Below are 24,248 nucleotides of genomic sequence, written 5' to 3' on the forward strand. Positions count from 1 at the left end.
CGTGTAGGAAAACATAGTTGAGAAGAGGGGAAGGTAATAGGATGGATTATGCAAAAACAGCAAGCCTGGTCATTCAGTACGTAGGCGGAAAAAGCAACATTAAGTCAGTTACCCATTGTGCCACCAGACTTCGTTTCCAGCTCAGGGACAATGAGCTGCGGGACGAGGAGGCAATCAGCGACCTGGAAGGGGTAAAAGGTGTGTTTCTCACACAATCCCAGTTCCAGATTATATTTGGTTCCGGTACGGTGAATATGGTCTGCGATGAAGTACAGAAGCAGCTGGGGGCATTGGAAGAAAAGCCGGAGGAAAAAGAAGAAGCAAAGGGGAATGTGGTCCAGCGTTTTATTAAAATGCTCAGCGATATTTTCGTGCCCATCATTCCGGCCATAGTGGCAGGCGGTCTTCTCATGGGACTTAACAACCTGCTGACCTCCCCGCTTATAAACGGGCAGTCCATTATTGAACTGTATCCCGTGTGGCAGGGACTGGCTTCGGCCATCAACACCTTTGCAAACGCTCCCTTTACGTTCCTGCCGGTACTCATTGGCTTCAGCGCCACTAAGAAGTTTGGCGGAAATGCGTTCCTGGGTGCTGCTATGGGCATGATTATGGTCCACCCGGATTTGCTGAATGCATACCAGATTGGTCTGGCACAGCCGCCGGTATGGGATATCTTCGGCTTTCAGATAGCTGCCATCGGATATCAGGGAACTGTACTTCCTGTTCTGGCTGTTTCATGGATACTTGCCAATATTGAAAAGCGGCTGCACAAGGTGACGCCATCCTGGCTGGATAACCTGACAACACCTCTTTTATCCATCCTGGTAACCTCTTTCCTGACCTTTATCTGCGTGGGACCTGTGCTCAGGGAGGCCGGCAATCTGCTGGCTGCCGGCATCACATGGCTGTACAATACACTGGGGCCTGTGGGCGGAGCTCTCTTTGGGTTTGCGTATGCCCCCATTACCATGACCGGTATGCACCACAGCTTTATTGCCATTGAGACCCAGCTTCTGGCTGACAGCGCCCATACGGGCGGCAGCTTCATTTTCTCAACTGCAAGCATGAACAATGTGGCCCAGGGAGCAGCTGTTCTGGCAGTGCTGCTCATGACAAAGAATGATAAGATGAAATCCATCTGTTCCGCCTCCGGTATTTCTGCCCTGTTAGGCATCACGGAACCGGCTATGTTCGGTGTGACATTGAAATTGAAGTATCCATTTTATGCAGCCATGGCCGGTTCAGCGGCAGGCAGCGCCTATCTGGCAGCCACCAAGACTCTGGCCCAGGCATTGGGCGCGGCAGGACTTCCGGGTTTTATCTCCATGAAGCCTGACCACTATATGAATTTTGCTATTGGAATCATTTTGTCCATGGGCGTTTCCTTTGCCCTTACCATGGTGTTCTGGAAAAAGTTTGCCCTTGACCAGCAGGACGGTTCGGAGAAAAAGACGGGAAGTAAAACAAAAGGAAGAGAAACGGAAGGGAAAGAAACTGAGGGAAGAGAAGCGGTTCAGAAGGCAGCGGCGGGCCGGGAAACCATTACCGAGCTTTACGTTCCAATGAAAGGCCAGGTCCTGGATGTGGAGCAGTCGGCGGATGCGGTTTTTGCATCCAAGGCCCTGGGCAATGGCGTGGCCATTAACCCGGCGGAGGGTATGGTGTGTGCGCCGTGCGATGGTACCGTAAGCCTGCTGTTTCCCACAAAGCATGCAGTGGGAATCACATCTGAGACAGGTGTGGAGGTGCTCATCCATATCGGAATCAATACAGTGCAGCTGGATGGACAGGGATTTGAGGCTTTTGTCTCACAGGGAGATAAGGTTAAGAAAGGCGATAAACTGATTGCCGCTGACCTGGACTTGATTCGGGAAAAGGGAATGAATCCCCAGACTATGATGATTCTGCCTGAGGGCGGGAATCTGGATGTGACCGTATATCCGGGTGAACAGGCAGATGCCGGAGATGTGGCGGTAAAGGCAGTGAAGACAGAATAAACATGGCAGCGGTAAGGAGGAAGAAGCTTGAAAAAATATGAAAAGGTCCGCAGGGAGGATTATGAAGCATGGTACCGGGAGAACAGGGAGTACAGGGAAAGGGTCAAGGCGGATGACAGCCGCCTGGCCTACCACCTGATGCCTGAAACCGGCTGGCTGAACGACCCCAATGGTCTCTGCCAGTTTCAGGGACTGTACCATATTTATTATCAGTATACACCCTTTGAGCCTACAGGGGAGATTAAGCTCTGGGGTCACTATACCACCCGGGATTTCATCCATTATAAACAGGAGGAGCCGGTTCTCTTTCCGGACCAGGACATGGACGCCCATGGCGTATATTCCGGTTCAGCTTATGTGGAGGACAAAACCATTCACTATTTTTACACAGGCAATGTGAAGCTGTTTGACCGGGATGATTACGATTATATCATGGGCGGCCGGGTGAGCAACACCATTCATATTACCAGCCGGGACGGATATCATTTTTCTGCCAAGGAACTGGTGATGAATCATGACGATTACCCGGCTGACATGAGCTGCCACATAAGGGACCCTAAAGTGTATAAAGAAGGGGAGTTTTATTATATGGTACTGGGGGCAAGGGATGTGCACAGCAAGGGAATGGTCCTCCTGTACCGGTCAAAGGATTTAAAAAAATGGGAGTATTTTAATAGAATTACTACAGACGAAGACTTTGGCTATATGTGGGAATGTCCGGATTTGTTCTCCCTGGACGGGCAGCTCTGTCTGGTCTGCTGTCCCCAGGGCGTGAAGCCGATGGGTACAGAGTACCAGAATGTGCATCAGTGTACGGTCTTCTGCCTGGACTATGATTTCAGGGAAAATACCTGCAAACTGAAATCCCAGCTGCCTGGAATGGTGGACAGGGGATTTGACTTCTATGCGCCCCAGACCTTTCTGGATGAAAGGGGGCGGCGTATTCTAATCGGCTGGATGGGGATTCCGGATGCGGATTACACCAATCCAACGGTGAAGGCCGGATGGCAGCATGCCCTTACCATGCCGCGGCAGCTCCGTATGAGGGAAGGGCGCCTTTTGCAGCAGCCTCTGGAGGAGATGCAGGAGCTTCGCAGGGACAGAAGGGATTACGATTTTGGGGAGCTTGCAAAGGGCGTGGAGCCGGGGCTTGTGTTTGAAGGATGCATATCCTTTGTAACCTGCCATAACATGTGCCTGACTGTCAGAGAGGATGTGACCTTATCCTATGAAAATGGCCTGCTGACCCTGGATATGGGAGGCAGCGGAAGCGGCAGGACCAGACGGAGCGTCCGGCTGGAGCGGCTTACGGATTTGCATATTTTTTCAGACACCACTTCGCTGGAACTATTTGTAAACGAAGGCCGGGAGGTCTTTACCACAAGGGTATATGGTTCCCATCCGGGGATGCGGATGGAAGGAGATTGTTCCGGAAATGGGATTGTCTATGGATTAAATGGTTTTATATATGAATAAGCCAGCGCTCGTATGATGAATGTCAGGGCCTGCCCGGAATGGTTCCGGGCGGCCTCTTTTAATATCGGGATTCCGGGGGCGGAAGAGTGGGGAATGAGATTGCCGCTGTGGCGAAAAAAGTAAAGCATGAAATGCGAAAATATGGTATCCTGTAGGTGAACGGGATAAAAAGATGCAAGGAGCTGCAATATGAGAAAAAAGAAATTTATTTTGTATGTTACAATGATAGCCGCCGCGGCAGGCATTAATCTCAGCGCATGTTCATCCGGCACAGGAGCAGAGCAGGGGACTGCGGCGCTCCGGTCATCAGGTCAGGGAACCGGGAGCGTCCAATCATCCGTACAGGGGACAGATGTAAGCAAGGCGCCGGGACAGGAGATGCCGGGAGAAGGCGGGACAAAGGATGAGACCATATCGGAACATACACTTAAATCAGAAAGCGCCCGGAACCAGGAAAACGCCCGGAACCAGAAAGATGCAGAAGGCCCTGTTCTGCGCCTGGAACTGCCGGAAGACCAGGGGTTATGCAGTGACCCATCCTTCATTCAGCAGGATGATAATACCATACAGATTCTGTTTCATGATGAAACCACACAGTCTGATGCCATTGCGTGGGCTTCCCTGGAGGCAGCAGGAGGACCTTCGGAAAATTATGTGTTGGACCAGCAGGGGATGGAACAGCGTGAGATTCTGGCAGGAGAGAATGACACGGTGGTACTGACGATACGAAAGACAGTGGAAAATTCCGATATCCACGGTATACTGATTTCCTGGGAACAGGAAGGGGTGTTCTATGAACTTTGGGAGGATGATGCCAGGGAGAAAAAGGAGGCGGTGGTGGACATGGCTTCTGCCATTGCGTCAAGGAGCCGTTAGGTTATGCTGTGTGCATTGAACTGATTGAGGAAATATGAGGTATTGGTTTTTTATGGAACTGTGAAGCCGGGCGGCCCTGGAGGATTTTCCTCCAGGGCTTTTTTTGAGGCTTGAACGGCTGGAAACGGAATTGCCGCATTATTTATCTGAATGAGGTGTAATTCCCATTGTTTCAGAAGTCCATTTTGTATCGCTGCCAGACCATGTTCGCAGCAGCAGAACAGCGGGTGTAACAAAAACAAAAAAATTATAAGGGATTAACTGAGTTGTGGTGACACCCAGAAATTCTGAGGCTACAACAGCGCTTAAGCTCCAGGGAATCAGTACTGTCATAGCGGTACATCCCACACCCAGTGCCCTCATCAAATTTTCTTTTTCCAGACCGCGGGCTTCGTAGACTGGCGCCATGATATTTCCGGCAAAGGCATAGGCGAAATTCATTGAAGCTCCGACCAGAGTGCCTAAGACAGACATAAGCACGGTGGCAGCAACCAGACTAAGCTTGGAATGCAGGCGGTTGACAATCGGTTTCACAAAAGCATCTACAATACCGGCTGCATTCAGAATTCCGAACAGGCCGAATGCAAAAAAGAACATGATTGCCGTGTTGGTCATGCTGGTTATTCCGCCACGATTGAGCAATGTATCGACAAATGCAACACCGGTATCAATCCGATAACCATTCCAAAAGTAGGAGATAATATCTGCCGGGCAGACGCCTTGATACAGGTACGCTACCACCCCGCCAAAGATACCGCCGCCTAAAATCGCAGGTATGGAAGGCATTTTAAAAACAAGAAGCACAATGACAAAAAGCATGGGAAGAAATGAAGCCATACCGGTTTTGAAATTTTCATCAATACAGGAGACAACAGTCCGAATCAGGGAATTGTCCGTGCCGCCGCCCCTGTATTGAAAACCGGCAAAAAAGTACAATGCCATGCAGATTAGAGCAGATGGTATAGTAACCTTCGCCTGATGGCGGATACCTGTAAAAAGGTTTACACCGGACACAGCGGCTGCTATGTTTGGACTGTCAGACAAAGGGGAGATTGTATCCCCGAAAAATGAACCCCCGCAGACTGCGCCGGCCGTAACAACCGGGTCTATGTTCAGACTTACACCGATACCAGCCAGCGCCAGACCAGCAGTACCGAAGGTTCCCCAGGAGGTACCGGTGATTAGCGTGGTTATAACGCATAGAAGAAATGCTGTGGGAAGAAAAAATTGTGGTGAGATTGACCGGACCCCCAAACTGATGATGACAGGCACGGTTCCGGCTGCATTCCAGGTTCCTACCAGCGCGCCCACACACAACACAATCATGGCTGGTACAATCGCCTTTGAACAGTTGACAATCAGACCGGCCTCCAGTTCCCTATAGGTAGCCCCCACAGGGATACACAGCAGTATGGCCACAGCCCAGCCGATTAGGAAAAGCGCATTGATTTTTGCCCCCCAACGCAGTGCGGGGTACATAATGCTGAAAAACACGGCGGACATGACAAACAGAGAGTAACCGAAGCTGGGACCATCTACAATCCGTTTCTGGTTTTCCATTTTGAACCTCCCATTAAAATCCTTTAAATTGTATGTAATACAGCGCTGTATGCAAGCTCATTATAGGAGGAAAAAAGGGAGAACACAATAAAGAAAAATTTTTCAATCGGCGTCTATTGCGGATTTAATCTGATGGGTCAGTTCCCGGGCCAGCGTCTGGTCGATAATCAGCACATCTACATATCCGCCTTTGACAAAGGCTCTGATGGTCCGGGCTTTAAAGGCTCCGGCGGCCACGATGATTTTAGTGGGGATTTTTTTGTAGGTTTCCAAATCAATTCCCAGATGGCTGTTTTTCAGGGAACTGTTGCATTCATTTCCATCCTTGTTGATGAAATGGAGCATCAAATCACCGTAAACATCCAGGGATGCAAGTTCACTAATCTGCTCCGGTGTCAGCATTTTTGGAATTGGGGAATCCAGAAATGGATAAAAAGAGCCTGCCCCGCTGACTGAGATTGTGCACTTTTTGAAACAGTCAAGGACTTTTTTGACCTGGACCTCCTGTTTGCGTGTTTCCAGAACCGTGCAATCACTTAACAGTCCTTCTGAATAGAGCATATGTCTGCCTCCTCCGAATGACATGGCGATACGATTTGACAGCGCAGCCGGGTCCAGTTCTGCGTCGCTTTCTGTGATGCTTCCGTGCAGAGTAATAAACGGGACATTTTTTTTCAGGCATGGATTTAAATAATTGATAAGCAGCCGGATAGTGCGTCCCCAGGCGATGCCCAGTGTATCATTTTCTGTGATTAGGCGCTGCAGATATCTGGCACCTTCCAGAGCCACATCCTTTTTTATGTTTTCAGTGTCCGACCGTGCAGGGCAGACAATAACGTCCCGAATGTCCAGTGTGCTGCGGAGAAAATCTTCCAGTATCAGGCACTCGGAATAGGCTTCCGGTATCACGAACTTTATTATACCGTGCTGTTTGGCTTTTTTTATGAGTCTGGATACAGTGGGAACCGAGATATCCAATTGCTTTGCGATTTCACTTTGGGAGAGCGATTGAATATAGTGCAGATGAGCTGCTTTTATAATTAAATTCAGTGATTGCTCAAATGAGTTTGACGCCATTGCATTACCCCTTTCCTTTATTGGTTAAATTATAGTCGTTATTTAGACTATATGTCAATATACCTAAATTCCATTTTATTCCATAGACGAAACTTTTTTGCAGTTGTTTTTACATGGTAGATTATAACAATAATTGTGTTGGATACAGATGATAAAAAAATGATGGCAGATAAAATAAAAAGTTATTTTGAATGGATAATTTGGATAAAGTGAATGAAAAATTTTTCAATATTGTACATATTTTGGATATTTTGTAAACTTGTAATTGTAAGGAGTAAATTGACAGATACAAAAAAGATGAAACATGCTTCGGCCTGCCGGTGCTTTGGCCGGACAGCGTGGTATTGTTTCGGAGCAGAGGTATTTAATGTTGGATATGCAGTTATTTTGTTTGCCGGAGGAAATACAATTAAGGGATTTTCTTCTGGCAACCTATTACATGAAACTGTCAAGGGATACAGATGTGATGGGTAAAGCGACTAAATTTGCCGTTGGCCAGACTGTTGGTACCTGGGTTAAAATTCCTGGAATCACGAACGAGATGCAGGAACGGTATATGGGGCGTGTGATACGTATTCTGGACTGCCCTCCCTGCGAGCTTTCCACACAGCGAAAGGAAGATGAAATCAGTTATTTTATTCAACTGGCCTTTCCGAGTGAAAACATCGGTGAGGGGCTTCCTGGGCTGCTGACAATGCTATTGGGCAATGACGCCTCCACTTCCAGCCAGGCTAAACTGGTTGACCTGCAATTCACGGACCGTATGCTGGATTCCTTTTGCGGTCCCAAGTTCGGTATAGAGGGGATTCGAAGTATAACTGGAGTTTATGGCAGACCGCTGCTTCTCAGCATGATTAAGCCATGTACAGGTATTACACCGAAACAGGGGGCGGAGATATTCTATAAAGCGGCTAAGGGTGGGTTGGATATCATTAAAGACGATGAATTGTTGGGCAGCACGGTATTCAGCCGGCCGGCGGACCGGGTGAGAGCATATCAGAAAGCTTCCAAAGCCGCATTTGAGGAAACCGGAAAACAGAGTCTCTATGCGGTAAATATAACCGATGGGGCCAGCAGAGTGTTGGATAACCTGAATGCGGTGCTGGATGCGGGGGCTCAGGCAATCATGATTAATTTTGCCGCTGTAGGGTACAGCGTTGTCCAGGAGGTTGCGGAAAAGTGTCCTGTGCCTATACTGGGACATTGCGCAGGTGCGGGAATGTTTTATGAGGGAATAGAAAGCGGCATGAGCAGTCCCATTGCGGCGGCGCGTCTTCCGCGTCTTAGCGGTATTGATATGCAGGTGGTTAATACTCCTTATGGTGGATATCCTCTGGAATATTCAAAGTATATACGGCAGATTCATGAACTGGTGCTTCCGCTGCGCAGTATACGGCCCTGCATGCCGGTCATTGGCGGCGGTGTCCATCCGGGTACTGTCTGGCGTTATGTGCAGGAAAACGGCATGGATATGATATTGGGGGCAGGAGGAGCAATACACGGTCATCCGATGGGGCCCACGGCAGGAGCGACTGCCATGAGGCAGGCGGTACAGGCAGTTGTAGACGGACTGTCACCTGGGGACGCAGCAAATCAGTATCAGGAACTCAGAGCGGCATTTAAAGCTTTTGGATATCCTGAAAAATAACGAGAGAAAAGGAGAAAAGAGATGGCGGTACAGTTTAGCAGAACAGAAATCCGGGCGAATCTTGAGCAGTGTATAAAACGGAAGCAGCCAATTGTAGTGGCGGACGTAGGAATGGGAATCACAGCAAAATTTTCAGAAGCCGGCGGCGCGGATATGATTAGCATTGATTTAGCAGGTCTGTTTCGGGTGGATGCTGTTTCCTCTATTGCTGCGATTATGCCTTATGCCAATGCGAATGAGAAGGTTCTGGCCAGGGCGAAAAAGATAATGCCTCATGTAAAAAATATTCCTGTTTGTGTAGGAATCAGTGCAAGCGACCCCACAATTGATTCCCATTACCTGCTGAAATCGTTGCATCAGATGGGAGTATCTGCTGTGGCCAATTCCCCTTCTACAGGATATTTCATCAACCGTGAACGAAATGACTTTGAGGATGCAGGGATGGGGGGTATGCGGGAAGCAGAGGTCCTGCATATGGCACAGGAAATGGGCTTTTTTACAGTTGGCTATGCATATGATACGGCCGGCGCACGGCTGATTGGCCGGGCAGGACCAGATGTGTTGGTATGCGATTTCCGCGTTACCTCCGGCGGGACCATCGGAATTGAATCTGCATATACGGAAGACGAGGCCATCACACTGACTAAAGAATTGGCAAAGGCCGCTAAAGCGGAAGAACAGTCCATGTTTGTGCTTATCCACGGAGGACCGGTGATATCTGCGTCTTCCACCAAGCGGTTTTACCAGGAAACGCCGGCAGTGGGAGTTTTGGGCGGCTCCATCATTGAGCGGCTTCCGGTGGAGGAAGCGATTAAGGAAGCTGCACAGCGATTTAAAATGACCACAATCCGCAGCGGAGGAACACAATGACAGCTCCGAATATTATTGTAGCGGGAATTCTGGATACCAAAGGCAGAGAGATACAGTATTTGGCAAGCCGTGTGGCGGCTGCCGGCGGCAGTCCCGCCATTCTGGAATTGAGTGTGGGGGGTGAGGTTGGATGGGCTGATATCGGTTTATCCCGGGTTTTAAAGGCAGTGGACCTTCCAATGGAGCAGTTTTACCAGATGGACCGCAGCCACCGCGCCCAGGCATTGGCGGAGGCCGCTTCACGGACAGTAGTACGTTTGAATCAGGAAGGCTTGTGCGACGGCATTATAGCTTTCGGGGGCTCTATGGGCGCGACAATTGCAGCCACGGCAATGCGGGCATTACCTATAGGCGTTCCTAAAATGATGCTTAGCACAATCAACGGCCAGCTGCGTTCATATGCCGGAACTAGAGATATCTGTGTAATGTACTCTGTTGCGGAAGCCGGACTGAATCGGGTTACCCGCAAAATCCTGAGCAATGCAGCTGGCGCTATTGTAGGAATGGCGGGAGCTCCATTACCGGACCCAGAGGAAAATAAGCCGTTGGTGGGCTGCATGATGTTCGGCGTCACCACTCCCTGTGTGGTAAATGCTGCCCAGTACATGGAAAAAAATGGATACGATGTAATCATTCATCATGCCACCGGCTCCGGAGGAAGGTCGTTTGAGGACATGATTCGGGAGGGGCTTCTCTGCGGAGTGCTGGACATTACCACACATGAGGTGGTTTCCGACCTCTATGGCACACGCGATACCGCGGGGCCGTCCAGGCTGTGCAGTGCGGCGGACTGTAAAATTCCTCAGGTAATATCCCTGGGAGGGGCAGACTTCTTTCTGTTTGAGGATGACGAACCTGTACCGCGGCACTTAATTGAGGAAGCGGGAACCCGGGGGAAGTATATTCATAACGCTTCCGTGGTTAACTATGGAATCAATACTCAGGAGGCATACGAGATTGGGTGTGAATTTGCCCGCCGCATTAATCCGGCCTGTGCGCCGGCGGTACTGTGTATTCCCATGCGTGGATGGTGCGCCAACGATTGTAAGGACAACGGGGAGGGGAAGCCGGGGGTGCTCTGGCTTGGGGATGAAAAGAGACCGGAGGTGTCGGCCAGAAGCATTTCATTCTGCCGCGGCCTGGAGAATACGCTGAAGGATAGAGAAAACCAGAATCTGGAGGTCCTTATAGTGGACCGTCATATCAATGACAGGGAATTTTCGCAGCTTATGGCGGAATTGCTGACCGAGATGCTGGCCGGCAGATGGCAGAAGGGCAGTCATACGAATCTGGCCTATGTCCGGAGCCTTCGCAGTCAAACATTAACTAAATTGGAATAGGGGGATGAAAAATGTCCAGATATTATACCAGAGAAGATGTTAAAGCACTTGTTTCCGATGTACTGGCAACTGGTCATCCGGTACTTATTACAGCGGCGGGCACCGGGATGTCCGGATGTTATGCTGAACTGGGCGGGGCGGATATGATTGGAATTTATAATTCCGGAATGCTGCGTATGGACGGCAATTCCTCCTCTTCCGGCGATATTGCGCTGTGCAATGCCAATGACGCAGTGCTGGAGCTGGCTGGCCGGGTGATGCCCAGAATTGAACGGGCCCCTGTTATTGCAGGAATATCCGGCAGTGACCCCACCCGTGAGATGCGTCCATTTCTGGAACTGCTGAAATTCTATGGATTTTCTGCTGTCATGAACTTTCCCGGCACTGGCTGCCTGGATGGCATTGTGCGCAGACAGTTGGAGGCTGCCGGAATGGGGGTGAAAAAAGAAATTGAAACCCTGACTCTGGCAAAGAAGGCAGGTCTTTATACTCTGGCCTATTGCTATGACGAGGATACAGCCCGTCTGATTGGGGAGGCGGATTTGGATGTGATGATTGTCCATTTGGGACTGACTAAGGGCGGAAGCATCGGCTGCCGTTCCGCGGAAGATTTCCCGCTTGAGGCTGCCGCCGACCGTGTCAATGCTATGACTGCCGCGTTGCGGGAGAAAAGTCCGGATACGATTGTGTTTGCCCATGGAGGACCCATATCCAGCCCTGAGGATACCCAATATATATACAATCACACGGAATCCGTAGGCTTTCTTGGCGCTTCCAGCGTAGAGCGGATTCCCATTGAAATACCAATACGCCAAGCAGTTCAGGCATTAAAGGAAGTCCCGCTTCCTTGAAATAAAATAAACAATCAGAGGAAAGGTGATTCGTTTGTCCATCAATTATAAACGAGAACAGGTGATTCGGCGGCTGCAGGAGCGCATCAGGCAGAATCAGAGTATTTTGATGCTGGGCAGCGGCAGCGGCCTGAGCGCTGTCAGCGGAGAGCGGGGAGGGGCGGACCTGATTGCCGTGTATTCTACCGCTGTTTTGAGAATGCGAGGATTGCCTTCGATGATTTTTACCCTGCCCTATTACGATGCGAATGCGATTACGCTGGAGGCCGCAGAACAGATTGCGCCTCTGGTACGCGATACCCCAATTATTCTAGGGTTAGGAGCCCATGACCCGTCAGTTGACTTGGAACGGCTTCTGGATGCCGTGCAGTCAGTAAACTGCTGCGGTGTGATGAATGAACCATTTGCCGGTATCTATGGAGACGCGTTTGCAAAGCGCCTGGAGCAGTCGGGTTTGGGTTTCTCACGGGAGCTTGCATTGATTGCAAAGGCCCGTGGACGCGGCATGTTTACACTGGGATGGGCAGTTTCACCCGGTGAAGCGGCAGCTATGGCGGATGCCGGAGCGGACTCTGTGGGCGCCATGATTCTGGATGACGGACCTGAATTTCAGGGAGTCTCTCCGGAGGAAAGACTGAATGCGGCGGTTGAGAAGGTCCAGCAGATTTGTGAGGCTGCTCATGCTGTCAACCCGCAGGTGATGGTATTGAGCCATGGAAACCCGTTCTACAATGCAGCGACCGCCGGTGCGTCCATTGAACGGACAGACGCGGTGGGGTATGCCTCCGGCTCCAGCGGGGAGCGTTTGCCGGCGGAAAGAGCTATAACGGAAATCACACAAAGCTATCGAGAGATTACGGTTAACAGCAGAAAGGATATGTGAGATGAGAGAAAACCGAATTTGCAAAGTATTGGGAATTGAAAAGCCGGTTATTCAGGGCCCTATGGCGTGGGCTGCAACGGCACCTCTGGTTGGAGCTGTGTCGAAGGCAGGAGGCCTGGGCGTTCTGGGTGTTGCGTTTGCTGATTATGATTTTATCCGCCGGCAGATTCGCATGGTAAAAGTTATGACGGACAGGCCCTTTGGCTTCAACGCTATTTTGGCAAAGGACCAGAATCTGGACGCGCTGACCCAGCTGATTCGTGAGGAGAAGCCGCCGGTAATCCATCTGGATGCATTGCAGGATGTGGATTTTGAATTTGCCAAAAAATATTTTACTATATGGCATGAGCTGGGATTAAAGATTATTGCCAAGGTATTTACCAGACAGGACGTGGAAACCGTGAGCCTGGCCGGTGCGGATGCCGTTATTGTGAAGGGCTGGGAAGGCGGTGGTATTAACACAGCGCAGTCCACCATGATTCTCGTTCCCATGGCTGTCTCCGCAACTGAGACGCCGGTTATAGCTTCCGGCGGAATTGTAGATGGCCGGGGTATGGCGGCTGCCTTTTGCTTGGGAGCGGAGGCAGTGGAAATGGGTACGCGTTTTCTTGCGTCAGAGGAGGCGGATATCAGCAGTGAGGCAAAGCAGGCATTGCTCTCTGCCGGGGATATGGATACGGTGATTACCGGTTCCACCACAGCCACACCCTGCCGTCAGATATACAACAATCTGGCAAAACGTGTTTTGGAGGCTGAGGCGGAGTACAGGCCAAGGGATGCGGCTGTGCTGGTTGACCAGATGACCAGTGGTTCCTCAAAAAAAGCCTTTGTGGGAGGTGATATTGAGAATGAGGGTGCGATTCTGGCGGGACAGGGAGTTGCGATGATTGACTCCATCAAGCCGGTGGCTGCGATTATTGATGAGATGATGGCGCGGTGTGAAAAGGTGCTGGCAGGCACGAAAATCTACGGTTGGGAGGAGAAAAAACAATGATATGTACATTGGTCCGGTTCCATATAAAACATGGATGCGGGGATAGATTTCTGGAACTGGCCAGGACTTCCGTGGAACAAACACGCCTGGAAAAGGGCAATATCAGCTACGATATGGGACCAGAGCTTGGAAAGACGGATACGTTTATCTTTTTTGAGCGCTGGAAAAATCAGGAAAGCGTGGATATTCATGAGTCGCAGACCTATTTTCAGTCCTTTGACAGAGCAGCAGGTGAACTGATGGATGGTCCTGTGGAAGTATTTAAAATGGAACCCCCATTTTGATGCCGGAGAAGCCGGGAGTTTCCACCGTTAAAAGCAGCCGATTGGAGCGGCGGAAAATATGAAAGTTTGGGAGGAGGAACAAAATATGAGAAGAAGCAGTAAGTTATTGACAATAGTCCTGATATTGGGAATGGTATCCGGGTGCGGGGGGAATGGCACCGGAGCTGCCGCTTCCGGGGGAAGTACGGCGGCCAATACCGTTTCTGAGCCGTCTGTTGCTGCAGAAACTTCAGAAAAACGCGATTTAGTGATTGTAGGTATTACGGAACCCAGTGAACTGGTACCGGATTTATCCACGGATTTGACAGGAAAACAGATTTTTGTGAATATCTATGACAATCTGATGACGATTGACAGCGAAGGTAACTATGTGCCCTGCCTGGCAACCGAGTATACGATTTCTGATGACCAGCTGACAATTGTTTTCAAGCTGCGGGAAGGTGTGACCTTCCATAACGGTGAAGCCTTTACGGCGGAGGATGTCGAATATACTCTGAACCGGTATGCGGCCAATAAACGGATGTCCAAATATTACTTATATATGACTGATGTGGAGGTAATAGACGATTACACAGTTGCCCTGCATTATTCCCAGCCGAACAGCGCGGCGCTTGAATGCCTGTTCAGTCCGCGGGGTTCCCTGATTCTGGACAAGACAACGGCGGAAGACCCCAATGTGGATTTACTGGAAACACCCATTGGCACGGGGCCGTTTAAGTTTGTTTCCCGTACCACCGGCGATAAGATAGTATTGGAGCGATATGATAATTACTGGGGCGATAAGCCTGCCTTTAAGGATTTGGTGTATAAGGTCGTAAATGACAGCAATGCGGCTATTATTGCCCTGGAGACAGGGGAGGTTGATTTGGTGTACAGTGTAGATGAGATACATCGTGCGAACATTGAATCCAATGACAAACTGTCACTGTATTCCGAGCTGATAGCCGGAACCTACTATCTGGCTCTGAATACAACTGATGAGGTGCTCTCCGATATCCGCGTCCGCCAGGCCATCAGCCATGCCATCAACAAGGAGGAGCTTCTGACGGCATGTGAGCAGGGATACGGCTCTGTTTCCACCAACATTCTGGCCTGGAATGCCAAGGGTACCCCCTCTGATTTCCAGGATACTGCATACGATATTGAGAAGGCAAAGACTCTTCTGAATGAGGCCGGATATCCGGATGGTCTGACTATAAGCCTGCACACGACCCAGGAACGGCCAATTTATTACAATATTGCCCAGGTTCTTCAGGGTCAGCTGGCAAAAGCAGGCATCACGGTAGACTTAAATGTGACGGATTATGCCACCATGGTTGAATCGGTTAATACCAAACACGATTATCAAATGAATATAAATATGTACTCCCTGCTGGCCCAGGATAACGCAACATTTATGCCTCAGTTATGTCATTCAGAGCAGATTCAGACACAGACAAACTATGCAGAATATAATAATCCTGAGGTTGACAGGCTTCTGGAGGCGGCTCGGGATGCCTCCAGCGCAGAGGAAATGGAGAATGCATATAGGGAATTTGCCGGGATTATCCGGGACGAGGCCCCCTATATTCCTTTATATGCCAATTACACCAACGTGGTGGCCAATTCCAGCCTAAAGGGGGTAACGGCTAACTCCATGTCCATCATGTATTCCATTGACTGGTATTGGGAGTAAGCCGCCCGGGACCGGATATCCAGTCCGGCAGCATTGAAATTTAAAAAGGATACTCCCTGCTGGCATATTTCGGAAATAGACAGACAGGGGGTATTTTTCAAAGAGGAGGCACCTATGTATAGATTCATTGGAAAAAGACTTCTGATGATGATTCCGATTATCATTGGCATATCGTTTCTGATTTTTTTGATTATGGATTTGACTCCCGGTGATGCGGCCAGTGCTTCCCTGGGAGCCAGCGCTACCCAGGAAGAAATTGCGGAGCTGCGGGAAGAACTGGGACTGAATGACAGTATACTGGTTCAGTATTTCCGTTATATAAAGGGGGCGGTACGAGGCGATTTCGGCATATCCTACCGCACGAAAAGTGATTTATGGCTGGAGATTGGGCCGAGAATTCCTGTTACGATTAATCTGGCATTTTGGGCAATGATTATTATGGTGTGCGTGGCAGTGCCCATTGGCATCATATCCGCAGTTAAGCAGTACAGTATCCCGGACCGTGTGATAACGGTTCTGTCCATGCTGATTACATCCATGCCGACCTTCTGGCTGGGCCTTATGCTGATGGTAGTATTTGCTCTTAAACTGGGCCTGCTTCCATCTATCGGCATCGGCTCATGGAAACACTTTATTCTTCCGGCAATTACCTCGGCTATTGCAATGACGGCATCTCTGCTGCGCATGACACGCTCTAACATGCTGGAGGTAATACGTTCTGATTATATCAGAACCGCCCGGGCCAAGGGGGCCAGTGAAGGCTCTGTTATCATGAACCATGCGCTGAGAAATGCCTTGCTTCCGGTAATTACGCTGATTGGCCTGGATTTCGGAGGGATGCTGGGCGGAGCTATGGCTACTGAGTCCGTTTTCTCAATACCTGGATTGGGAACCCTGCTGATTACGTCGGTCCGCTGCAAAGATTCACCGACGGTTGTAACCATTGTGGTTTTGGCTGCAATCTCAATCAGTGTTGTGAACTTGTTGGTAGATATACTGTATGCGTTTATTGACCCGAGAATCCGGTCACAGTATGCAAAATCTTGAGAGGAAGACTGATATGACAAACGAAATTACTGCGGCGCAGCAGATTGTAAAAAGAAGTCAAATCCAGATGATATGGAACCGCTTCCGCAAAAATAAAACAGCTGTGCTCGGCTTGTTTTTACTGTCGGCTATTATTCTCATTGCACTCTGCGCCCCTCTGCTGGTGGATTATAAGGTGGATGCCCTGGAACAGAACATCTCCGAGCGCCTGCTGTCCCCTGGCAGCGGACATCTTTTAGGCACGGACCAGTTTGGACGCGACCTTTTCGCGCGGATTATCTATGGTGCCCGCATTTCACTTTCACTTGGATTTGGGGCTATTTTTATTTCTGTAACAATAGGGATTTTATTGGGGTCTGTGTCCGGTTATTACGGCGGTAAAATAGACAACTTTATTATGAGGATTATGGATGTATTCCTGGCTATACCGCACGTTCTCATGGCGATGATTATTGTGGCTGCTCTGGGGGCAGGGACGCAGAATCTTTTAATCGCAATGGCGATTTCAAGTACGCCCCAGTTTGCGAGAATTGTCCGCTCCGCCATTATTACACAGCGGGATTCACTGTATATAGAAGCATGCAAGGCATTGGGAACAAGGGATATGCGCATTATAGTCAAACATATTATTCCTAATGCTCTTGGACCGATTGTGGTTCAGGCTACGCTGAATCTGGCCAAAACGATTCTAAATATCTCCTTTCTGAGCTATCTGGGATTGGGGGTTCCGTCTCCCACACCGGAATGGGGGGCAATGCTATCAGAGGCAAAGGATTTGATGCTCTATTATCCTTATCTTATTATGGTTCCCGGCTGCGCGATTATTATTTCGGTGCTCTCCCTCAATCTGCTGGGAGACGGACTTAGAGATGCGCTTGACCCTAAATTAAAGAACTGAGAGGAGAGGGGATTATGGAAGACAAATTGCTTGAGATTCAAAACCTGGCGGTTGATTATTTCACTGATGAGAGCGTGGTTCACGCCGTCAGGGGATTAGACATCAGCGTAAACCGGGGCGAAACGTTTGGGCTTGTGGGAGAGACAGGAGCAGGGAAAACAACGGCGGCCCTGAGCATCCTGCGTCTTCTGCCGGAGCGCATCGGGAAAATCTGTCAGGGAAGGATTTTATTTGAGGGCAAAGACCTGGCTAAAGTCTCCCAGACAGAAATGCGGCAAATACGAGGAAAAGATATAGCCATGATATTTCAGGATTCGATGACCAGCCTGAATCCGGTGATCCGTATTGGGGAGCAGATTGGAGAGGTTTTGAAAATCCATGATGATTCAATGTCAAAGGAGCAGCGGAATCAGCGGGTGGATGAGGTTCTTCAGATGGTTGGAATCAGTCCGGAGCGGCGTCATGAATACCCTCACCAGTTTTCTGGCGGAATGCAGCAGCGTGTGGTCATCGCCATGGCTCTGGTCTGCGGGCCTAAGCTGATTCTGGCGGATGAACCTACGACGGCGCTGGATGTGACAATTCAGGCGCAGGTTTTGGAGATGATGCGTGATTTAAAGGAAAAGCTTAATACTGCGATGATGCTTATCACCCATGATTTGGGTGTGGTAGCTCAGACATGCGACAGGGTAGCTGTCATTTATGCCGGAGAAATTGTGGAGATGGGCACCACTGCCAATCTTTTTGTTGGTAAGGCACATCATCCATATACCAGCGGCCTGTTCGGCTCCATTCCGGACCTCAACTGCGACAGCCCCAGGCTTTGTCCAATTCCAGGTATGATGCCGGACCCGACGCAGATTCACCGGGGCTGTGCATTTGCCGACCGTTGTCAGAGGCGTATGGAAAAATGCCGGAAACAGGCCCCGGTCCCGGTTTGGATTGGTTCCCACATGATTCGGTGCCATATGTATGACACGCCGGATTTTGACCAGATGAAGGAGGAAAAGCAGTGACTGAACCTTTAATTGAAGCGATTGAGTTGAAAAAGTATTTTAAAAGTCCTAAGGGAATGGTACACGCGGTTGATAATGTAAGTTTCCGGGTGGAAAGGGGGAAGACACTGGGCGTGGTTGGAGAGTCAGGCTGCGGCAAGTCAACATTGGGAAGAGCTGTCCTGCGTCTGCTGGAACCTACCAGCGGACGGATTATATATGGGGGTTCAGATATAACGAAGCTGAGCAGGCGGAAAATGGACGCGATGCGGTCAAACATGCAGCTGATTTTCCAGGACCCCTATGCTTCCTTAAATCCCAGGATGACGGTCAGTGAACTGATTGCGGAAGCCCTTCTTGTGTGTAAAACCTGTGAAACGAAGAGTGAACGGGATTCCAGAGTACATGAGCTGATGGATGTAGTGGGGCTGGCGCAGCGTCTGGTGAATACATATCCCCATGAGCTGGACGGCGGCCGCAGACAGCGCATCGGTATAGCCCGTGCTTTGGCGGTTAATCCGGAATTCATTGTTTGTGACGAACCTGTTTCTGCCCTGGATGTATCAATTCAGGCTCAGATATTAAATCTATTAATGGATTTACAAGAGGAACGAGGTTTCACATATATGTTTATTACCCATGACCTGAGCGTGGTCAGGCATATATCCGATGACATTATGGTAATGTATCTGGGGCAATGCGTGGAACGGGCGCCGTCAAAGGAACTGTTTGATAATCCTATGCATTCCTATACAAAGGCATTGTTAAGCTCTATCCCCAAACCGAGTATCCTGCCGGAGGACAGACTCAGACGGGTAATCAAAGGGGAGGTGACCAGTCCCATCAATCCAAAGCCCGGATGCCGTTTTGCTGCGCGCTGCCCCAATGTCTGTGAAGACTGCATGAAATATGATGTTCCGCTTTGTGAGGTGTCGCCGAATCACTTTGTTGCTTGTGCCCGTATTTAATATTAAGAATAAAGGAGGGAGGATTATGTTTTGTCTACACATCCGCTGCCGTATTGCTGCCGGTAAGATGAACGAATTACGGGAAATTGCTCTGGCATTGATGGAAGAGACACGCCGGGCGCCAGGCTGCCTCAGCTATGAGATTGGTGTGGAAGAATCCGGTGTTGCGGCCTGGATTGAACGGTGGGAAAGCGAGGAAGACCTTGAACGTCACAAGTCTGCAGAATATTTTTTAAGAGCGGAGCAGGCAATGGACGGATTGATTTGCGGACCTGTACTGGTACAGCGTTTGGAGCCGTTTATAAAATAAGGGTGATAAACAGGAGCAGAAATTCCTATGGGTTCATAATACCGTCCAGAGTATTTCCTGAAAAGGGACTCGCACAGTGAAAAGGAGAAAAGGGAAAGGAGCCCTTCTAAAGAAACTGGTCATTTTCAGAACGTTTATAGGATATGATGTCATTGATATCGCAATCCAGGATGCGGCAGAGGTCATTGAGCGTCGTGGTGCTTAAAGGTTTATTTTTCCGGAGCCTGTCTATGGTGGAGCTTGACAGGTTATGGTTATAAATCAGGGTGTAGGTGGATTCATCAGAATTCTTGAGCGTGTTCCAAAAAGGTTCATATGTAATCACGGTGTATCCTCTTTTCTTACGTGTATATTATGTAACTAGAAAAATAAGGTAATTTTAGTTTACCTAAAAAAATGGTTCATTTCCCGGATATGCAGAATATGCCTACAAAAAAGGTGAAAAATACCATTTGTCCGTAAGGGGAGAAGGGGATGGATGGATATCAGAGGGACAGAATCCATTGCCCCATTGCCCTTCATTTTCTTTAGAATCTATTTAATAAACGCTGGAATCCGGTTATTTCCCCCTTTTGGAAAAAAATTCTAAGGCAGGAAAGAACGTTGAAATACAGGGCTTTTAAGGAAAATGTAAGACAGTGTAAGAGGAAAAGGACTTGCTTTTTTCATGAAAGTTTGTATAATGGGATAACGGAGTGAAACTAAGCATGTAATTTTCATTTATCAGGCTTATGAATCCAGGAGGCAGAGTAGAATGAAGGTCAGGAAGGTACTGGGCGGCTTTGCATGGGCCATGCTTGCGGCGACGCTGATTTTGGTGAATGCAATGGCGGCTAACGGGGATGATTTGTTTGACCAGACAGAGAATTCCAATGTTTCAGCGGTGGTACAGTATCAGCGGTGATTCAGCAGCGACGCAGTATTTTTTGAAGTTCAGCAGTTATTATCAGGAGAGACCGGCACGGATGCTGGTCTTTTTTAATGTGTGAAACCCTCTGTGAAATGCAGGCTCCATTGTTTTTAACAAAACAGGCGATGCTGACAGCAAGTTTTGCAATGCATTGAACAAAAAGGGATATGGATTATTCGCCCTCCGGGTGGTAATATTAAATCATGAAATCAACGAACACAGGAGGGAATGGTTATGCATTTATTAGACAGTGAACTGAGAAATAAGGAAGAGTGGGAAGCAGCGGGAATAGAACTTCCGAAGTTTGACAGGGAAGCCATGAAGGCAGCTACCAGGGAATGCCCGCAGTGGGTGCATTTCGGTGCAGGCAATATCTTCCGCGCATTTCCGGCAGCGCGTCAGCAGAAGCTGCTGAACGATGGGGTGGAAAAAACCGGTATCATTGTGGCTGAAGGATATGACTATGAAATCATCAAGAAGGCATACAGGCCTCAGGATGATTTAAGCCTCCTGGTTACGCTGAAAGCCAATGGCACCATTGAGAAGACCGTGATTGGAAGCCTTGCGGAATCCCTGACCGTGGACCGTCAGGATGAGGCTGACTGGAACCGGCTGAAGGATATCTTTGCCAGCACTACCCTGCAGATGGTCAGCTTTACCATCACGGAAAAAGGCTACAGCATTACTTCGGCAGACGGCTCCTTCCGCCCGGACGTAGCAGCTGATTTTGAGGCTGGCCCGGAGCTGGCAGACAGCTATATCGGCAAGCTGGCAGCCCTGTGCTACTGGAGATATACCCATGGGGCGGCTCCTCTGGCACTGGTAAGCATGGATAACTGCTCCCACAACGGCGATAAGCTGTATGCGGCTGTGGATGCCTATGCAAAGGCGTGGACGGAGAACGGCAGGGCTGATAAGGGATTCCTGGAGTACATTGAGAATCCGGCCAAGGTTTCCTTCCCATGGAGCATGATTGATAAAATCACCCCACGTCCGGATGACAGCGTAAAGAAAATGCTGGAGGAGGCCGGCTTCACGGATACAGAGAGCATTGTCACCAGCAAGAACACATATGTGGCTCCTTTTGTAAATGCAGAGGAGGCCGAATACCTGGTTATTGAGGATGCGTTCCCCAACGGACGTCCGCAGCTTGAAAAGGCAGGCGTTATGTTCACTACCAGGGATACGGTTGAAAAGGTGGAGCGCATGAAGGTATGCACCTGCCTGAATCCGCTTCACACCACCCTGGCTGTATATGGCTGCCTTCTGGGCTATACCAAAATCAGCGAGGAGATGAAGGACGCGGACCTGGTGAAGCTGGTGGAAATCATTGGATATAAGGAAGGACTTCCTGTGGTTACGAATCCGGGCATCCTTTCTCCTGAGAAGTTCATTGACGAAGTTTTACAGATTCGTGTTCCAAATCCATTCATGCCTGATACGCCCCAGAGAATCGCCTGCGATACCTCCCAGAAGCTGTCCATCCGTTTCGGAGAGACTATCAAGGAGTATATGGCAAGACCTGAGCTGGATGTGAAGTCCCTTAAGTTCATCCCCATGGTTCAGGCCGGATGGTGCCGTTATCTGTTAGGAGTGGATGATGAGGGCAATGCCTTTACCGTAAGCCCGGACCCCATGTATGAGGAACTGGCAAAGAAGCTTCAGGGCGTTAAGGTAGGAGAAGCCTGCAATGTACACCAGGTGCTGCAGCCTATATTAAGCGACGCCAGGATATTCGGAGTGGACCTGTACGAGGCAGGACTGGGCGAATATGTGGAGAGCATTTTTGCCGAGCTGATTGCCGGCAAGGGAGCTGTAAGGGCTGCTCTTCAGAGACACCTGGCAGAGGCCTAGGCATATTTGGTTCATGGTAAATTGATTCATGGCAAAGTGATTCATGGATTACGGTAAAATACGTTCCGGCTGCCGGCCGGTGCGCGTCCGGACAATGGCGTACAGCTGCTGTCCGGGCGTTTTTTATTGACTGAAGGAATAGGATAGATTTACAAAAAGTGGGAGAAATTAATGAATTTGTAACAAAAAAGTCATATTTTATATACAAAACAGGAAGAATATGGTATCATAGTGGGAACGAACGGATGTTTATGTCTGATTCACTGAACTTACAGGCATTTGCCTTTTTGATATAGATTAAGAATGGAAATGGTATTTTCCAGGAATCATAAGATAATTGAGAAAGACAGAGGTTACGTATGAAAAGGTGGATAGCAGCGGGCATATTAATCCTAGCATTGACAGGATGTTCCCGGTATGAACCGGCAAAGGAGATGACCAGGTCACGGAACGGGGCCGCCCAGTCTGAAGCGCAGCAGCAGGCCGGACAGGAAGGGCAGGAGACGAAAGAGGCTGAGGCGGCCGATTCAGACGTCATCACCATTTCTTCATATCCGCCCAGGAACCCGGTGAAGGTAAAGGGCATCTATGTGTCCGCCTATGTGGCCGGCACCGGCGATATGATGGATAAAATCATAGAGGAGATAGACAGGACGGAGCTCAATGCAGTGGTCATTGATGTAAAGGATGACCAGGGAAGGATTACCTATGCCATGGATTCCCCAACCGTGGATGACATTGGGGCGTGCCAGGTTTTTATCCAGGACATGCCGGCGCTCATGGCAAAGCTTAAGGAGCATGGAATCTATACCATTGCCAGGGTGGTGGCTTTCAGGGACCCCTATTTGGCGGAGCAGAAGCCGGAGTGGAGCCTTCATGTGGCGGATGGCAGGATTTACCGGGATAATAAGGGCCTTGCATGGGTAAATCCTTATAAGAGGGAAGTCTGGGATTATCTGGTCGAGGTGGGGAAAAAAGCAGGTGAAACAGGATTTGATGAGATTCAGTTCGATTACATCCGGTTTGCAGTGGACAGGACCATGAACGATGTTGTATTTGACGATGCAGATACACAGGGGCGTGATAAGACCCAGGCAATAACGGAATTCATAAGCTATGCACATGATGAGCTGGCAAAGGAGGGACTCTTTGTTTCTGCTGATGTGTTTGGCACCATCATGCGCAGCGAGGAGGATGCGGCTGCCGTGGGCCAGGAATACGAGGACATGGCGGAGCAGCTGGATTATATATGTCCCATGATTTATCCATCCCATTACGGGCCGGGAAATTTTGGAATAGAGTATCCGGATACCCAGCCTTATGATACAATATTAAATGCACTGAATGGTTCCAGGGAGCTTCTGGCTGCATCTGCAAAGGAAGACGCGCCCCAGGCCGTGGTAAGGCCGTGGCTTCAGGACTTTACAGCCTCCTATCTGGAGCATTATATTAAATATGGCGATGAACAGGTGAGACAGCAGATACAGGCTGTTTACGATGCAGGCTACGATGAGTGGATTCTCTGGGACGCAGGGGTCAGCTATCACTACGGCGGACTGCTGACCCCGGAGGCGGCCGCCAAAGAGGATGAGCACATAGCCCAGTCCAGGGCTGCCGCAGAACAGGCCGGAGCTGCTGCGGAGAATGCAGGCGCCGGGGATGCGGCGGCAGAGCAGGCAGGCACAGAGAATGCAGAAGCAGAGGACAGCGGGGCATAAAGCCATATGAAAGG

At 49.5% G+C, this 24,248-nt stretch carries 22 protein-coding genes; 19 read left to right on the top strand and 3 right to left on the bottom strand.

What is annotated here, in order from left to right; genetic code table 11:
* Nucleotides 1-41: 41 nt before the first annotated feature.
* The 3 genes from FGS84_RS02435 (at nucleotide 42) to FGS84_RS02445 (ending at nucleotide 4,352) form a co-directional block, all read left to right on the top strand.
* Entirely contained in the window at nucleotides 42-2,000 is a 1,959-nt protein-coding gene (locus FGS84_RS02435) for a sucrose-specific PTS transporter subunit IIBC (RefSeq protein WP_138306135.1), read from the top strand.
* A gap of 27 nt (nucleotides 2,001-2,027) precedes the next feature.
* Nucleotides 2,028-3,476, top strand: coding sequence for a glycoside hydrolase family 32 protein (locus FGS84_RS02440; RefSeq protein WP_138306136.1), 1,449 nt, complete (start codon nucleotides 2,028-2,030; stop codon nucleotides 3,474-3,476).
* Between the two features lie 189 nt (nucleotides 3,477-3,665).
* Entirely contained in the window at nucleotides 3,666-4,352 is a 687-nt protein-coding gene (locus FGS84_RS02445; protein WP_138306137.1) for a hypothetical protein, read from the top strand.
* 138 nt (nucleotides 4,353-4,490) lie between these two features.
* Here FGS84_RS02445 and FGS84_RS02450 read toward each other — a convergent pair whose 3' ends face one another.
* A complete protein-coding gene (locus FGS84_RS02450; protein WP_138306138.1) occupies nucleotides 4,491-5,912 on the bottom strand; it encodes a Na+/H+ antiporter NhaC family protein in 1,422 nt (473 codons plus the stop codon).
* Between the two features lie 102 nt (nucleotides 5,913-6,014).
* Nucleotides 6,015-6,989, bottom strand: coding sequence for a sugar-binding domain-containing protein (locus FGS84_RS02455; protein WP_138306139.1), 975 nt, complete (start codon nucleotides 6,987-6,989; stop codon nucleotides 6,015-6,017).
* A gap of 376 nt (nucleotides 6,990-7,365) precedes the next feature.
* On the opposite strand from FGS84_RS02455, the gene FGS84_RS02460 reads away from it, so the two are divergent.
* The 13 genes from FGS84_RS02460 (at nucleotide 7,366) to FGS84_RS02520 (ending at nucleotide 19,752) form a co-directional block, all read left to right on the top strand.
* Nucleotides 7,366-8,637, top strand: a complete 1,272-nt coding sequence (locus FGS84_RS02460; protein ID WP_279232794.1) for a RuBisCO large subunit C-terminal-like domain-containing protein — start codon at nucleotides 7,366-7,368, stop codon at nucleotides 8,635-8,637.
* 21 nt (nucleotides 8,638-8,658) lie between these two features.
* Nucleotides 8,659-9,507, top strand: a complete 849-nt coding sequence (locus tag FGS84_RS02465) for a phosphoenolpyruvate hydrolase family protein (protein WP_138306140.1) — start codon at nucleotides 8,659-8,661, stop codon at nucleotides 9,505-9,507.
* Nucleotides 9,504-10,847, top strand: coding sequence for a Tm-1-like ATP-binding domain-containing protein (locus FGS84_RS02470; RefSeq protein ID WP_138306141.1), 1,344 nt, complete (start codon nucleotides 9,504-9,506; stop codon nucleotides 10,845-10,847). The genes FGS84_RS02465 and FGS84_RS02470 overlap by 4 nt, the downstream gene beginning before the upstream one ends.
* Before the next feature lie 11 nt (nucleotides 10,848-10,858).
* Nucleotides 10,859-11,698 carry a phosphoenolpyruvate hydrolase family protein gene (locus FGS84_RS02475; protein WP_138306142.1) on the top strand — a complete coding sequence of 280 codons (840 nt, stop codon included), beginning with the start codon at nucleotides 10,859-10,861 and terminating at the stop codon, nucleotides 11,696-11,698.
* Nucleotides 11,699-11,732: 34 nt separating this feature from the next.
* Nucleotides 11,733-12,581, top strand: a complete 849-nt coding sequence (locus FGS84_RS02480) for a phosphoenolpyruvate hydrolase family protein (protein ID WP_171042522.1) — start codon at nucleotides 11,733-11,735, stop codon at nucleotides 12,579-12,581.
* Nucleotide 12,582: 1 nt separating this feature from the next.
* Nucleotides 12,583-13,575, top strand: coding sequence for a nitronate monooxygenase (locus FGS84_RS02485; protein ID WP_138306144.1), 993 nt, complete (start codon nucleotides 12,583-12,585; stop codon nucleotides 13,573-13,575).
* Complete coding sequence (locus FGS84_RS02490) at nucleotides 13,572-13,859, top strand: putative quinol monooxygenase (RefSeq protein ID WP_138306145.1); 288 nt, start codon at nucleotides 13,572-13,574, stop codon at nucleotides 13,857-13,859. The genes FGS84_RS02485 and FGS84_RS02490 overlap by 4 nt, the downstream gene beginning before the upstream one ends.
* A gap of 85 nt (nucleotides 13,860-13,944) precedes the next feature.
* Complete coding sequence (locus FGS84_RS02495; protein WP_171042523.1) at nucleotides 13,945-15,534, top strand: ABC transporter substrate-binding protein; 1,590 nt, start codon at nucleotides 13,945-13,947, stop codon at nucleotides 15,532-15,534.
* A gap of 114 nt (nucleotides 15,535-15,648) precedes the next feature.
* Entirely contained in the window at nucleotides 15,649-16,581 is a 933-nt protein-coding gene (locus FGS84_RS02500) for an ABC transporter permease (RefSeq protein WP_138306147.1), read from the top strand.
* A 13-nt stretch (nucleotides 16,582-16,594) separates the two neighbouring features.
* On the top strand, nucleotides 16,595-17,479 hold the full coding sequence (locus FGS84_RS02505; protein ID WP_138306148.1) for an ABC transporter permease: 885 nt from the start codon (nucleotides 16,595-16,597) through the stop codon (nucleotides 17,477-17,479).
* 14 nt (nucleotides 17,480-17,493) lie between these two features.
* Nucleotides 17,494-18,495: an ABC transporter ATP-binding protein gene (locus tag FGS84_RS02510; RefSeq protein ID WP_138306149.1), complete on the top strand. Its 1,002-nt coding sequence runs from the start codon at nucleotides 17,494-17,496 to the stop codon at nucleotides 18,493-18,495.
* Nucleotides 18,492-19,442, top strand: a complete 951-nt coding sequence (locus FGS84_RS02515) for an oligopeptide/dipeptide ABC transporter ATP-binding protein (protein WP_243129812.1) — start codon at nucleotides 18,492-18,494, stop codon at nucleotides 19,440-19,442. Before FGS84_RS02510 ends, FGS84_RS02515 begins: the two co-directional genes overlap by 4 nt.
* 25 nt (nucleotides 19,443-19,467) lie before the next feature.
* Nucleotides 19,468-19,752, top strand: coding sequence for a putative quinol monooxygenase (locus tag FGS84_RS02520; protein WP_171042524.1), 285 nt, complete (start codon nucleotides 19,468-19,470; stop codon nucleotides 19,750-19,752).
* A 106-nt stretch (nucleotides 19,753-19,858) separates the two neighbouring features.
* Here FGS84_RS02520 and FGS84_RS02525 read toward each other — a convergent pair whose 3' ends face one another.
* Entirely contained in the window at nucleotides 19,859-20,077 is a 219-nt protein-coding gene (locus FGS84_RS02525; RefSeq protein ID WP_002587772.1) for a helix-turn-helix transcriptional regulator, read from the bottom strand.
* 429 nt (nucleotides 20,078-20,506) lie between these two features.
* On the opposite strand from FGS84_RS02525, the gene FGS84_RS30700 reads away from it, so the two are divergent.
* The 3 genes from FGS84_RS30700 (at nucleotide 20,507) to FGS84_RS02540 (ending at nucleotide 24,234) form a co-directional block, all read left to right on the top strand.
* Entirely contained in the window at nucleotides 20,507-20,656 is a 150-nt protein-coding gene (locus tag FGS84_RS30700) for a hypothetical protein (protein WP_171042525.1), read from the top strand.
* 240 nt (nucleotides 20,657-20,896) lie between these two features.
* Entirely contained in the window at nucleotides 20,897-22,516 is a 1,620-nt protein-coding gene (locus FGS84_RS02535; RefSeq protein WP_138306151.1) for a mannitol dehydrogenase family protein, read from the top strand.
* A gap of 359 nt (nucleotides 22,517-22,875) precedes the next feature.
* A complete protein-coding gene (locus tag FGS84_RS02540) occupies nucleotides 22,876-24,234 on the top strand; it encodes a putative glycoside hydrolase (protein WP_227146603.1) in 1,359 nt (452 codons plus the stop codon).
* Nucleotides 24,235-24,248 lie beyond the last annotated feature (14 nt).

Source organism: Clostridium sp. 1001271st1 H5 (assembly GCF_005845215.1).
Lineage (GTDB): Bacteria > Bacillota > Clostridia > Lachnospirales > Lachnospiraceae > Enterocloster.